Consider the following 14041-nt stretch of genomic DNA (forward strand, 5'->3'; position numbering starts at 1 on the left):
TCGTTTAAATATCGCTGTAATGCCCGGTTTAGAGCCACTAAATAGAATATTTGAGTGATGCATATTTGCCACTACTGGCTATGTTAAAGTGGCCGCAAATTAATAACAGGTTGTCGGGTCAGTGGGATCTCAAAGGGAATGAGCGGATTACCCATACTGCCAGGCAGCCACGTTGGGGCTGTATGCGCTATTTGCTGATGATGTTGTTGGGCTGGCTGCCGATGCTGGCCAGCGCAGTGGATTTTGACGAAACCACACAGAGCCTGCCCTTGGGCCGAGTGATGCAAGTCTTTGAGGATTCGGCTGGTACCGCAAAGCTTGCAGATGTCATCGACCATGACGAACTGTTCAAGCCGCTTAATAAAGACACCTTGAACGCCGGCTATTCTCAATCGGCCTTCTGGATCAAGCTGGACTTGCGTTATCAGCCGCAAAACCCCGACCTACAGCGCACATGGTTGCTGGAGTTGGCGTACCCGCCCATGGATCAAATTGATCTGTATACCCAGGACGCGACCGGGCACTATCACCTGGCCGCCCGGACGGGTGACTCCCTGCCTTTCGACAGCCGCGAGATAAAAGAAAACAACTACCTGTTCGAGCTCACCTTCAAGCCCGGGCAGGCTCAGACGGTGTATATGCGGCTGGCCAGCCAAGGGTCGGTACAGGCACCGATTACCTTGTGGTCAGCGCAGTCCTACCTCGAAAATCAGCCCGTCAGAATTTATATATTGGGCCTGATCTACGGCGTGTTGCTGGGGATGCTGGTTTATAACCTGTTTATTTACCTCAGCGTGCGCGACACCAGCTACCTCTATTACATCTTTTATATCGCCTCTTTCGGGTTGTACCAGCTGTCAGTCAATGGCGCCGCGGTGCAGTATTTTTGGCCGAACAATCCGTGGTGGGCCAATGCGTCCACACCGTTTCTGATCGGTTCGGCGGCCTTTTTTGGCTGCCAGTTCGCCCGCACGTTTTTGCAAACGGCCACCCTTAGCCGCAAGCTTGATTGGGCATTGAAAGTCCTGATGGCGGTGGGTGTGCTGGTGATGGTGCTCGCATTGGCGACGAGCTATGCCGTGTCGTTGCGTTTGGCGACCGGGTTGGCGCTGGCCTTTATCGTCACTATTTTTACCGCAGGTATCGTTGCCTGGGCACGCGGCCTGCGGGTCGCTCGCTACTTTGTGATTGCCTGGTCGGCCTTCTTGCTGGGCGGGCTGATCAATACCTTAATGGTGCTCGGTTACCTGCCTAACGTGTTCTTGACCATGTACTCCAGCCAGATCGGCGCAGCCATTGAAGTGGGCCTGCTGTCGCTGGCGCTGGCTGACCGGATCAATGCGATGCGCGACTTACAAGCGCGCACGTTGCAAGAGTCCGGGCAAAAGCTGGCCGCCATGAACCAGCAATTGGCACGTACCAATCAGCTCAAGGACGAATTTCTGTCAACGGTGACCCACGAATTGCGAACGCCCATGAACGGCGTGCTGGGGTCAATAGAGCTGATCAAGACCCTGGATTTAAGCCCGGAGCTGGAGTTGTATACGCAAACGGCTGAAGGCTCGGCCCGAGAAATGATGCACATGGTTAATGGCATTCTGTCCCTGACTGAGCTGCAAGCCGGGCGCTTGATCGCACGTCCTCAGCCTTTTGGCTTGAAGGGGCTGGTGCAGGATTTGAACGCCCAGTTTGCTCCATTGGCCCACAGTAAAGGGTTGCAATTCTCGTATGAAATCGCCAGCGACCTGCCTGATCAATGGGAAGGGGATTGCGACAAGATTCGCCAATGCCTGGCGTGTCTGTTGGACAACGCGATTAAATTCACCAGCGTAGGCGGCGTGATTTTGCGGGTTACGGGCAGTAGCTCTGAAGAACCCGGTCGCTGGGCGCTGACCTTTAATGTCATCGACAGCGGTATTGGTTTTGTTCATCAGGAGCAGGGCGAGTTGTATCAGCATTTCTTTCAGGTTGATGGCTCCATGACCCGTAGCTATGGCGGGCTGGGAATCGGCCTGGCTATTTGTCGGCGCTTGGTGGAATTGTTGGGCGGTCAGCTCACGCATCATTCGCAGCCGGGCAAGGGATCTCAGTTCCAACTGTTGCTGATGCTGGCTTCGCCTATCCAGCCGCCGAGCGCGGTAGCGGCCAGAAGCTCACATGAATGTGTGATTTTGCTGGTGGAAGATAACAGCGCCGATAGCAGGGTACTGCGTGGCATGTTGCTCAAACTGGGCTATCGACTGATCAATGCCGACAGCGGCGAGTCGGCGGTGGCTGCTTTGCGTCGCGAACGCGTTGATGCGGTGATCGTCGGATGCCCGGTTAACCTCGTCACGCAGGCATCGGCAGGCAGGCAACTGTTTAGCTTGGCCCACTGCGCGCAGTTGCCCGTGATGGCGTTATTTGACTCTCAGGCGCAAGCGCAGCAAGTGCGTGAACAGGTCGATGGCATTAGCGACGACTGGGTCAGGCCTCTGCGTTTTGAAGAGGTCCAGCGTACGCTGCGGCAACGGTTGTTGATGGGCAAGACGGCATAAACGCCGGACGTTAGGCGCTTATGCCCCTTGTGGTGGCGGCCATGCGTGCTTCACTGGGTTCATTGAACTCAGGAGCCTCGCCATGAACCTGCATCAATTCGCCGAAACCCATCAGGTCACCAATCAGCCGCCGTCTCTGGACGGCACCAACCTGTACCGCATCGACCTGCCGTTGCAGCAGTGGGGCCAGCATTTCGGGGCCGGCTGGGCGCAGGCGCGTATTGATCAGTACGGCGCATTGGCAGGCGGCCCCTTGATGGCGGCGGGTTTTCTGGCCAATGAAAACAAGCCTGTTTTTGTCAGCCATGACCGTTTTGGCCATCGGATTGATCTGGTGGAGTTTCATCCGGCCTATCACGAGTTGATGCGTACGGCCATTGAGCACGGTTTGCCGTCATTGCCCTGGACCGACCCTCAGCCCGGAGCCCATGTGGCTCGAGCCTGCATGACCTATTTGCACTCGCAGGCAGAGGCCGGCAGTGGCTGCCCCCTGACCATGACCTTTGCCAGCGTTCCGGCCCTGCGGCTGCAACCGGACATTGCCCAACTGTGGCTGCCTAAAGTGCTGTCGACCCAGTACGACCCGCGCAACGTCGACATCAGCCAAAAAGCCGGTGTGACCCTGGGCATGGCCATGACCGAAAAACAAGGCGGTACGGATGTGCGGGCCAACACCACGCGGGCCTACCCTGTGGGTGCCAGCGGGCCGGGGCAGCCGTATGAGTTACTGGGGCACAAGTGGTTCTGCTCTGCCCCCATGTGCGATGGGTTTCTGACGCTGGCGCAGACCGATAAAGGCCTGAGTTGTTTTTTACTGCCGCGCCATCGCCCGGACGGCAGCCGAAATGAGTTCTACATCCAGCGTCTGAAAAACAAACTGGGCAACAGCTCAAACGCCTCCAGTGAGGTCGAATTTCGTGGGGCGCTGGCGTGGATGCTGGGCGAAGAAGGACGTGGCGTGCCGACGATTATTGAAATGGTCGCCATGACCCGCTTCGATTGCATGGTCGGTTCCAGTGCCTTGATGCGTCAGGCACTGACCCAGGCCAGCCATCACTGTGCGCATCGTCTGGTCGGCGGCCGGGTGCTGGCCGAGCAGCCCTTGATGCAAAATGTACTCGCCGATCTGGCCCTGGAAAGTGAAGCCGCCCTGGCCTTGAGCCTGCGTATGGGACGAGCGCTGGATCATTTGGATGATGCCCAAGAGGCCAAGTTCGCGAGGCTGGTAACGGCCGTGGGCAAATACTGGATCTGCAAACGGGCTCCGGCCATGATCAATGAAGCCGCCGAGTGCATGGGGGGCGCGGGATACGTGGAAGACAGCATTCTGCCGCGTCTGTATCGCGAGGCGCCGGTCAACTCTACGTGGGAGGGCTCAGGCAATGTGCAATGCCTTGACGTCTTGCGGGCCTTGTCCAAAGAACCCGGTGTGCTTGACGCCTTGTTTGCCGAACTGGGGGATGGCCATGGCGATGTACGTTTGGCCACGCATATCCGCACCTTGAAGCAAGCCTTTAAAGACACTGAGGATATTCAGTACCGTGCACGGCAATTGACCGAGGACATTGCCTTGGGCTTGCAGGCCAAGCTGTTGTTGGAGGCGGGCAACAGCGATGTCAGTGACGCGTTCATTGCCAGCCGGTTGCACGGCAGCGCCCGGGTGTATGGCGTGTTGCCCCGTGGCCTGAATATCTGCGCTATCGTCGCCCGCTCAACACCGCAAGTGTTTTGATAATCCCGCGCCAGACCGCTCTGTGCTTTGCGCAACGATGCAGGCAAGATAAAGGTCAGCCCGTTCTGAAGACAGGATGCTTATCGTGACTGAAGATTTTATTGTCGTTGCAACCGCTGAAGAGGCCGTCGATCGCCTCGCAGCCCTCCACGAACGTGCAACCAAGGCGTTGAGCCAGGCGCTCAAGCGTTATCTCAAAGACCGGCTTGAGCCCACGGCCGAGGAGCGCGCCCAGTTTCGCTACCCGGAACTGCGTCTGGTCTACCGGATCAATGGCGAAGTTCCGACGACCACTCGCGCCTATGCCAAGGTTCAATTGCCCGGCACTTACAGCGTGACCGTCACTCATCCGGCGGCCTTCCGTAATTATTTACTGGAACAGCTGGTGCCGTTGATGCGCGATTTTACCGTCGAGGTAGAAGTGGGGGTCAGTCAGCAAAACATTCCTTATCCCTACGTGGTCGAGCAGGGCGATGAGCTGGCCGGCTCCGGTGTGACCGCCGCTGCGCTGGCTCGGGTGTTCCCGAGTACCGATTTGTCGGCCGCCACCGATGGCATTGCCGACGGTCTGTACGATTGGGAAAACACCGATCCGCTGCCGTTGGCGCTGTTTGATGCGGCCCGCGTCGACTTTTCGCTGCGTCGTCTGGTGCATTACACCGGCAGCGACTGGCGCCATGTTCAGCCGTGGATCCTGCTGACCAACTACCACCGCTATGTCGATCAGTTCATCGTTCACGGGCTTGAGCAATTGCGCGATAACCCGCGTTTTGTGCGCATGGTCTTGCCGGGTAATGTGATGATCGAAAAGGCCATGGACTATGGCGAAGCTCAAGCGATTGCCGCTGGCGTGGTGTGGCACCGTTACCAAATGCCCGCTTACCACTTGCAGGCCAGTGATGGTCATGGGGTGACGCTGGTGAATATTGGCGTTGGCCCGTCCAATGCGAAAAACATCACCGATCACCTGGCGGTATTGCGCCCGCATTGCTGGCTGATGATCGGTCACTGTGGTGGCCTGCGTCAGTCGCAGACCATTGGCGACTACGTACTGGCACACGCATACATGCGCCGCGACGGGATTCTTGACCGTGTAGTACCGCCCAATATTCCAATCCCGGCTTTGGCTGAAGTTCAGTTGGCGCTGCAAGAAGCCGCGGCGCAAGTCACCGGCGAACATGGCGATGAACTGAAGAAACGCCTGCGCACCGGTACCGTGCTGACTTACGACGACCGCAACTGGGAGCTGCGCTGGGCGCAGGAGCGACCGCTGATCAACCTGTCCCGCGCGGTGGCGGTGGACATGGAAAGCGGCACCATTGCCGCTCAGGGTTATCGTTTGCGGGTGCCTTACGGCACGCTGCTGTGTGTGTCGGACAAACCCTTGCACAGCGAGATCAAGCTGCCGGGTTCGGCCAACGCTTTCTATGAGCGGGCGGTGAACCAGCATTTGAAAATCGGCATCGCTGCCGTGGAATTGATGCGCAAGCAACTGGCATCGCTGCATTCGCGCAAGCTGCGCAGTTTCGACGAACCACCGTTCCGCTGATAGACGATGGTCATTTGGCGATCAGGGCACTAGCATATTGAGCCCTGATCGCTAGATGTCCTTTTGTCATGTCCCGTCCTGCCCATCCCCCTGCACGCCGTCCGGCGCCCAAAAAACCTGCTGCGAGTGCAGCCGGTCGCCGCGTGGCCAAAGCCCCACCGTCTGATCCCAAGTTATTTCTGTTTAACAAACCGTTCGATGTGCTCACCCAGTTCAGCGATGAAGGCGGCCGGGCGACGCTCAAGGATTTTATCCCCATTCCCGGCATCTACCCGGCCGGACGCCTGGACCGCGACAGTGAAGGTTTGTTGTTGCTGACCAATGATGGTCAGTTACAAGCTCGGATTGCCGACCCCAAGCACAAACTGCCCAAGACCTATTGGGTGCAAGTAGAGGGCGAACCGACGCCTGAGCAGTTGCAACAACTGCGCGACGGCGTCGAACTCAATGATGGCAAGACCCTGCCCGCCGAAGCGCGCGCCCTTGAAGAGCCCCAGCTATGGCCACGCAACCCGCCAGTGCGGTTTCGCAAGAGTGTGCCGACATCATGGTTGGAGCTGGTGATCCGCGAGGGACGTAATCGTCAGGTGCGACGCATGACGGCGGCGGTCGGCTTGCCGACCTTACGGCTGGTGCGGGTGCGCATTGGCGACTGGACGATTGAGGGGCTGGATCAGGGTCAATACAAAGAAGTGCCGGCGCGGCTATAACGCGCCCGACTCGATCAGGCCGATCACCACGCTTTTGATGATGAACGCCACCACGCCCAGTCCCAACACGAAGAACAGGATAAACGAGCCAAAACGCCCGGCCTTGGACTTTTTCGCCAGATCCCACACGATAAAGGCCATAAAAATAATCAGGACGCTGACCAGAATCGTCATCATCCATTCTTCAAGCAGGGCCGGGTCCATCGGTGTTCTCCAGTGGTATGGAAGATGAAAGTCGGGTTTCGTAGCAGCTGCCGAAGGCTGCGTCCGATTGCGTAGCGATCGTAAATGCAGAGTCCCGGGTTTGCAGGTACGCCCAGGTGCATGATTTTACGACGGCTTCGCCATCGGACGCAGCCTCCGGCAGCTGCTACGAAAATGAGCAGGGATCACGTGCGCAGATGAGTCAGCGGCAATTCGGTGCTGTTGAGTACCTGATTGAGCACAAAGCTGGAGCGCACGCTGGTCACGCCGTCGATGCGGGTCAGGTGGCCCAGCAACAGTTTTTGATAGTGGTCCATGTCCGGCACCACAACTTTCAATTGATAGTCAGCGTCAATGCCGGTCACCAGGCTGCATTCCAGTACCTGCGGCAACGTGCGAATCTCTGCTTCAAAATTCTCGAAGCGCTCCGGCGTGTGGCGATCCATGCCGATCAGTACATAGGCGGTCAACGTCAAGCCCAACAGCTTTCGGTCCAGTAATGCGACCTGGCGCGAGATATACCCGTCATCCTCCAATTGCTTGACCCGGCGCGAGCACGGGGAGGGGGACAGCCCAATGCGTTCTGCCAGCTCCTGGTTAGAGATGCGCGCATCACGCTGTAATTCCGCCAAAATACTCAGATCGTATCGGTCGAGTTTGCTCACGAAGACACCCATTGTCATAACTATTGCGTGAAAGTATCCACCTTAAGCCAAAAATTGCGCAAGTAATGTTTTATTCAGCAATCTTCGCAATCCTCTGCTACCGCCTCAAGCCTATGCTTATCACCAGAATCACTGCCCGGACATAGCGTCCACTGCGGCCCGCCGAATCAGGCCAGCCGCGGCCGCCAACCCCACAGGGTTGCCCCGGCCCCCGGGCTACACACTGTCCACAAGACGGCGTGAGGTGAGCCAACATCACGAGTGTTGAGCCAGGACCGAAAAATTCAAAAGGCGACCGACGGGTCGCCTTTTTTTGTGCCGAAAATAAGAGGCGCACCTGTTAGGCTTCCGCAGAACCGGACCCCGGTTTCTCAGTCTTATGTTGACGCCCCAACCCCTCGTGAGGAACACCATGAAATCGCGCATCTGGCGTTTGGCTACTGCTGGTCTGATCTGCTTGAGTGTCGGCAGTCAGGCGCTGGCCGAAGAGCGAGGTGATGGACCCCCTCAACATCAAGGTCGCCCGGATGGTGGGCAACAGCATGGCCAGCAAGGGCAAGGTGGCAACAATCAATCGCGTCCCGAACAGGGGCATTGGCAGGGGCAGGGTCGGCCACCAGGTCAGCAGTGGAATCAGCATCAAGGCAATCAACCGCGCCCTGACAACCATCAGCCTTCTGGCCGACCTGGTCAGCCGGGTAATAACCTCGTGATCCAGCCGCGTCCCGATGCGGTGCAGCAAAGCCAGCGTCCGCCCAATGGTCATTGGCAAACCGCGCCGCGACCGCAGGGCAATTCCTCCCATTGGCAGGGCGGCGACCACCCAAGGCCGGGCTACAATCCGGGTGCCAGCAACGGTCGTCCTGACGTTCAGCACTGGCCGGGACGGCCCGGTGGACACGGCAATGGCTGGGGCCCGGGGCCGCAATACCGTCCCGGTTACATTGTTGACCGGTTCCCTGATCGCCACTGGCAAGTGCCGTATCGTGGGCAGAACTACTTCTTTTCCGGCGGCTACTGGTATCGCCCCCAAGGTCCGAGGTACGTCGTCGTGCAGCCGCCTTACGGGATTCGCGTCGGGTATTTGCCGGACTACGCGCGAGAAGTGTGGATCGGGGGTTCGTTGTTGTTCCTCGCAGCCGGCGCTTATTACGCCTACCAACCGGCCTCACAGGATTACATTGTGGTACAGCCACCGACCGCCATTGCGCAGCCGATGCCGCAATCCCAAGGCAACGGTTATGACGTGGTGGCCTACCCGGCCAATGGCCAGAGTGCTGCGCAAATCGATCAGGATCGCTACGACTGTTATCGCTGGGCGGTCGATCAAAGTGGCTTTGACCCGGCCAAAGTGACCTATGCCCCTTCGCCCGCCGTGGTGCAAACCTATCGGCAGGCCCAAGGCAACTGTCTGGGCAGCCGTGGCTATCAGGTCAATTATTAAGTGAAGTGGCTTGAGGTTTAACGACTTCCTGCGGGTCGGCGTGCACCAGCACTTCGGCCTGTGGATAAACCTGGGTAATGGCGTGTGCCGCGTTGTCACTGATGCTGTGCGCTTGGGACAGTGTCAGTTCGCCTGGCAATTCAAGGTGCAACTGAACAAACCAAACATTGCCGGAGATGCGAGTGCGCAGATCATGCGCACCTAATACGCCGGGCACGTTACACGCCAAGGTCAGCATGTTGTCACTGACATCGGCGGGTAACTCTTCGTCCATCAGCACAGAAAAACTCTCACGGGCGATCTGATACGCGCTCCAGAGGATATAGACCGCAATGCCCAGTCCGAACCAAGCGTCCAGTTGCGGGAAGCCCACGCTGGCCAACACCAACGCCACCAAAATACTGCCGTTGAGCATCAGGTCTGATCGGTAGTGCAGCGAGTCTGCGCGTACGGCGTTGGAACCTGTGGCCTTGACCACGCGATGTTGTAACACCAGCAGCCCGACGGTCATGACCAGTGAAAAGATGATCACGCCAATCCCGATCCACGCTGCGCCCACCGGTTCCGGATGTTTCAGCCGTTCGACGGCCTGAAACGCAATCAGCACCGCACTCACGCCAATAAACAGCGCTTGCGCCATCCCGGCCAGTGATTCGGCCTTGCCGTGGCCGTAGCGATGATCCTCGTCTGCCGGGCGCAGTGCGTAATGGACGGCCAGCAGGTTAAGAAACGAGGTGACACCGTCGAGCAACGAATCGGTCAATCCAGCGAGCATGCTGATCGAACCGCTGAGCCACCAGGCGATGGCCTTGGTCACGATCAACAGGCCTGCCACCGCTACAGACGCACGGGTGGCCAGGCGTAATAGGCGAGCGTGTTCCGCGCTGCTGGTCATAAAGCGTCCTTGGGTCAGGCGGCTGGAATCAAACCGTAAAGGGCCAACTGTTGGGAACTGCCTTTGTGTTGGATCAGGCGTGGGTCGTTCAGCGGGAAGCTATGGCCCAGCTCACTTTCAAGGATCGCCTGAAGTTTGCTGTTGTCGACTTTGCCATCGGTGCTGACGGCCTCGCGTAGTTTTTCCGGGGCGATGTAGGCGGTTTTGCCCGGCGGGTAGTAAATAGCACCGGTCGCGAAGTCGACGCCGAACGCAATCAGGCCCGGGATCACATAAAACAGCAGGCCCACGGCATCCAGTACCACGATCATCGGGTCAATCTTGCCGTCGATCTGACCGCGCCGGTCAGGGAAGAAAATACTCCCGCAGGCGGTCATCTGGGTCAGCAAAGCGGCCACTACAACGCCGCCAATCACACGAGAAGGGATACGCATACACAAGACCTCATTCAAGCTTAAAGAATCGGACTCAACATTAAGACCGTGCTTAATGCCGAACTGTTCGCCGTTATACTCGTCGCACTGTTCTGGAGCCACCATGATTTGTTTGCCGATTGATGAAGTTTTACCTGCGCTGCGTCAGGCTTTGCGTGAACGCCATGAAGCGGTGCTCGAAGCCCCGCCCGGCGCCGGTAAAACCACGCGGGTGCCGCTTGCCCTGTTGAATGAGCCGTGGCTCGCCGGGCAGAAGATTGTGATGCTCGAGCCCCGGCGTCTTGCAGCCAGAGCGGCGGCTGAACGTTTGGCCAGCGAGCTGGGCGAAAAGGTCGGCGAAACCGTGGGCTATCGGATTCGACTGGACAGTAAAGTCGGGCCCAACACCCGTATCGAAGTCGTCACCGAAGGCATTCTGACCCGCCGTTTGCAGCACGACCCGGCCTTGGAGGGCGTGGGCTTACTTATTTTTGACGAGTTCCATGAGCGTAGTCTGGATGCTGATCTGGCGTTGGCGTTGAGCCTGAATGGGCGTGAGCTGTTTCGCGATGAACAGCCACTTAAACTCTTGCTGATGTCCGCCACTTTGGAAGGCGAGCGCTTGTCCAGTTTGCTGGACAATGCCCCTGTTATACGCAGCGAGGGCCGCATGTACCCGGTGGACCTGCGCTGGGGACGACCGTTTGTACCCGGCGAATTCATCGAGCCGCGGGTGGTGCAAACTGTCCTCGATGCCATCAACGACGAAAGCGGTAGCCTGCTGGTATTCCTGCCCGGTCAGGCGGAGATCCGGCGAGTCAATCAACAACTGGCTGAGGCGCTGAGTTCACGAACTGACATCCTGCTTTGCCCTTTGCATGGCGAGTTGGATCTGGCCGCCCAACGCGCGGCCATCGAACCCGCGGCCAACGGTACACGCAAGGTCGTGCTGGCGACCAATATTGCGGAGACCAGCCTGACCATTGATGGCGTTCGGGTTGTGATTGATGCCGGGCTGGCGCGGGTTCCGCGCTTCGATCCGGGCAGCGGCATGACCCGACTCGACACGCAGCGCATCTCCCGAGCCAGCGCCACCCAGCGCGCGGGCCGGGCCGGACGCCTGGAACCGGGCGTGTGTTATCGCCTGTGGTCGCAAGACCAACATGAACAACTGGCCGCTTATGGCAGCGCCGAAATAGTGCAGGCCGATCTGGCCGGGTTGGCGTTGCAACTGGCGCGCTGGGGTGTGACCCCGCCTGAACTGGTGTGGCTCGATGAACCGCCCGCCGCCAGTTATGCACAGGCTCGGCAATTGCTTGAGCGCTTGGGCGCGCTGCGCAACGGCACACTCACGCCCCACGGTGAAGCAATGGCCGAATTGCCGGCGCATCCGCGCATCGCTCATTTGTTGTTGCGTGGGCAAGCGCTCGGGCTGGCTGACATGGCGTGTGACGTCGCAGCCTTGTTGGGTGAACGCGATATTTTGCGTGGCGCCGGAGCTGATGTTCACAGCCGTCTCGTCTTGCTGTCTGGCGAAAGCCGTGCGGTACGCGGCGGCCAGGGCGGTGTGCAGCGGGCAAGGCAACTGGCCCGCCAATACCGCGGCATGTTACGGGGCCAAGCCACGCAGCCGGTGGCAGATCCTGATCATCCGCGCTGGCTTGGCGCTCTGCTCGCGCTGGCCTACCCCGACCGCGTTGCGCAGCAGCGCAAGCCGGGGGGTGCGCAATATCGGCTGGCCAATGGCCGCGCAGCACTGTTCGGCGAAGTTGACGGCTTGATGAAACAGCCTTGGTTGGTGATTGCTGACTTGGGGAGTCGTCAGGGGCAGCGTGAAGAGCGCATTTATCTGGCCGCCGAATTTGATCCCGCCTTGCTGGACGGCGTCCTGAGCGAGCAGGTCAGCGTGGTTGATCAACTCGACTGGGACGAACGCGAAGGCGTACTGCGCGCTGAACGCCAGCGCAAAGTGGGCGAGTTGGTCCTGAGCCGTGAACCGTTGACCGGTCTTGAAGAAACGGCCCGCACCCAGGCATTGGTCAATCTGGTGCAGCGCAAAGGCCTTGAACTGTTGCCGTGGACGCCCGAACTGCGGCAGTGGCAGGCCAGAGTCGGGTTATTGCGTCAGCTTGATCTAGAGGGGCAGGGGCAAAGCGAATGGCCGGATGTCAGCGATGCCGCTTTACTGGCCACCCTTGAAGAGTGGCTGGCACCTTATCTGGGGCGGGTATCGCGGTTAAGTCACTTTGCCAACCTCGACCTGTCGAGCATTGTGCGCAACCTGTTGAAGTGGCCTTTGCCGCAGCGTCTTGATGAGCTGGCTCCGCATCACATCACAGTTCCTTCGGGCTCATCAGTGCGTCTGGACTACAGCGAAAACCCGCCGATACTGGCCGTGCGCTTGCAAGAACTCTTCGGCTTGGCCGATACGCCGCGAATTGCAGGTGGGCGCCAAGTGGTTAAATTGCATCTGCTGTCGCCAGCCCGGCGTCCGGTGCAAGTGACACAAGATCTGGCCAACTTCTGGCGTAGCACCTATGCAGAGGTAAAGAAGGACCTTAAAGGGCGGTACCCCAAACATTACTGGCCCGATGATCCGTTGGTTGCTGATGCAACGGCCCGGACAAAGCCACGTACGGGGTAGTGGGTGGGCTGTAGCGCTGTTGCGCTCTTTCTGAGGAAGGCTGGGGGAAGACGCGACGTGCGCAGAATTTCTGGTGGGCGTTTCTCTCACAGCAAAACATATAGGTATCGACGGTTTTATACGCATTGTCTACTGTTATAAGTAACAGTTTATATTTCCCGATTACCGAGCTTTACTGTGGAAATGGAAGTGCAAATTAGGAACAACGCTTATGAAAAAAAACGATGAAGCAGCGAGTAAAGGTAAAAGGGAATAAAGGTTATTCCTAAACTTACCCAATCGACAGGCTCCTGAGCGTTTACCTACTGCGGCTCATCCCTCGGAAGGCTTAAACTCGTTAATTCTTGGGTCGAAGTCGAGCGGTTTGCAGAGCCTTCGAGCAGGTCGGCGCGTGTGAAAGACATTAATACTCATATTTAGAGGTGTTTGAGAAGGTTCTTATGATTGCGCGTGTGTAGGGTTTTTCCTGTTGGTTTGTAGGGGGCGGATTATGGTTTATTCAACGGCTCTTTTTTGTTTGATATGAGTTGACCGTGACTATGCGCGTCACTAGTATTCGCGTCCGCATTTAAGTCAGGGCGAAACATCTCGTGTCAGTTATTTTTAATAATTAAAAATACGGCGTGAAGTTTTGAAGTAAGGCAAGTGATTGGGAGTTCGGGGGTTGCAGCACGGCTTTCTATCATTGATATAACTCGATTTTCTCAAGCAAGGTGGTTGATATGAACAGGAAAGGAATACATAGCGTCCCTTTCGTCGTGAACGCCCTCAGTGTTGTGGTAATGGCTAATGCATTAAGCCTTATGTCAGCCACAACTGTTAATGCGGGCGCTCTTTCTGGACCTGGTGTTGATATCACTGTTGAACCTGGCGATATTCCTGAATCATGGACGGTCGCGAACAGCGCGGAATTGACACTGGACCCTGGTGCTCAAGCCACCACGATTACTCTTTTTAGTCTAGGGACTGTCAATATCAATTCAGCCACCACATCGACTATCCTTGCACAAGATGGTTTCGTCAATATAAATGCTGGTTCTAGCGTGGTCAGTACGAACAATGCCGGCTTAACGCTTGCTTCTAATTTTGGAGAGGATTCAGAAAGCATCGCCATTGTTGAAGATAGTTCTATTAGCGGTTTTCGCTTGGGCGTTTTTCAGGCATCGGGCTCACAGTTAACCCTTACCGGCTCTTCCGTGTATGGCCGGGATAACGGTGCAAACGGTTTGGTGGACGGTGGTGTGGGGG

10 protein-coding genes and 1 pseudogene are annotated in these 14041 nt (G+C 57.7%); 7 read left to right on the plus strand and 4 right to left on the minus strand.

Annotation, left to right across the window (positions count from 1 at the left end; translation table 11 throughout):
- Window positions 1-182: 182 nt before the first annotated feature.
- The 4 genes from ACI7MX_RS15645 to ACI7MX_RS15660 all read left to right on the plus strand — a co-directional run bounded on the left by ACI7MX_RS15645 (window position 183) and on the right by ACI7MX_RS15660 (window position 6528).
- Complete coding sequence (locus tag ACI7MX_RS15645; protein ID WP_405590025.1) at window positions 183-2537, plus strand: 7TM diverse intracellular signaling domain-containing protein; 2355 nt, start codon at window positions 183-185, stop codon at window positions 2535-2537.
- A gap of 82 nt (window positions 2538-2619) precedes the next feature.
- On the plus strand, window positions 2620-4269 hold the full coding sequence (locus tag ACI7MX_RS15650) for an acyl-CoA dehydrogenase family protein (protein WP_314489585.1): 1650 nt from the start codon (window positions 2620-2622) through the stop codon (window positions 4267-4269).
- 76 nt (window positions 4270-4345) lie between these two features.
- The gene (gene amn / locus ACI7MX_RS15655; protein WP_314489583.1) at window positions 4346-5818 is read left to right on the plus strand and encodes an AMP nucleosidase; all 1473 of its coding nucleotides are present in this window, start codon (window positions 4346-4348) and stop codon (window positions 5816-5818) included.
- 143 nt (window positions 5819-5961) lie between these two features.
- Window positions 5962-6528, plus strand: a complete 567-nt coding sequence (locus ACI7MX_RS15660; protein WP_167654247.1) for a pseudouridine synthase — start codon at window positions 5962-5964, stop codon at window positions 6526-6528.
- Here ACI7MX_RS15660 and ACI7MX_RS15665 read toward each other — a convergent pair.
- Window positions 6523-6732, minus strand: a complete 210-nt coding sequence (locus ACI7MX_RS15665; protein WP_314489581.1) for a DUF2788 domain-containing protein — start codon at window positions 6730-6732, stop codon at window positions 6523-6525. The two genes, ACI7MX_RS15660 and ACI7MX_RS15665, sit on opposite strands and share 6 nt — an antisense overlap.
- A gap of 185 nt (window positions 6733-6917) precedes the next feature.
- The gene (locus ACI7MX_RS15670; RefSeq protein ID WP_314489579.1) at window positions 6918-7415 is read right to left on the minus strand and encodes an Lrp/AsnC family transcriptional regulator; all 498 of its coding nucleotides are present in this window, start codon (window positions 7413-7415) and stop codon (window positions 6918-6920) included.
- A 394-nt stretch (window positions 7416-7809) separates the two neighbouring features.
- Here ACI7MX_RS15670 and ACI7MX_RS15675 point away from each other — a divergent pair, with 394 nt between their 5' ends.
- Complete coding sequence (locus tag ACI7MX_RS15675) at window positions 7810-8841, plus strand: DUF6515 family protein (protein WP_405590031.1); 1032 nt, start codon at window positions 7810-7812, stop codon at window positions 8839-8841.
- Here the strand turns inward: ACI7MX_RS15675 and ACI7MX_RS15680 are convergent.
- Together ACI7MX_RS15680 and ACI7MX_RS15685 are read right to left on the minus strand one after the other, a co-directional pair.
- Window positions 8831-9736, minus strand: coding sequence for a cation diffusion facilitator family transporter (locus ACI7MX_RS15680; RefSeq protein ID WP_405590034.1), 906 nt, complete (start codon window positions 9734-9736; stop codon window positions 8831-8833). The two genes, ACI7MX_RS15675 and ACI7MX_RS15680, sit on opposite strands and share 11 nt — an antisense overlap.
- 14 nt (window positions 9737-9750) lie before the next feature.
- On the minus strand, window positions 9751-10170 hold the full coding sequence (locus tag ACI7MX_RS15685) for a polyribonucleotide nucleotidyltransferase (protein WP_314489573.1): 420 nt from the start codon (window positions 10168-10170) through the stop codon (window positions 9751-9753).
- A 103-nt stretch (window positions 10171-10273) separates the two neighbouring features.
- Here ACI7MX_RS15685 and hrpB point away from each other — a divergent pair, with 103 nt between their 5' ends.
- Window positions 10274-12793 carry an ATP-dependent helicase HrpB gene (gene hrpB, locus ACI7MX_RS15690; protein WP_405590038.1) on the plus strand — a complete coding sequence of 840 codons (2520 nt, stop codon included), beginning with the start codon at window positions 10274-10276 and terminating at the stop codon, window positions 12791-12793.
- Between the two features lie 722 nt (window positions 12794-13515).
- A pseudogene (locus ACI7MX_RS15695) lies at window positions 13516-14041 on the plus strand (hypothetical protein); the annotation flags it as partial.

It is taken from the genome of Pseudomonas sp. 2024-210, from assembly GCF_045062345.1.
Lineage (GTDB): Bacteria > Pseudomonadota > Gammaproteobacteria > Pseudomonadales > Pseudomonadaceae > Aquipseudomonas.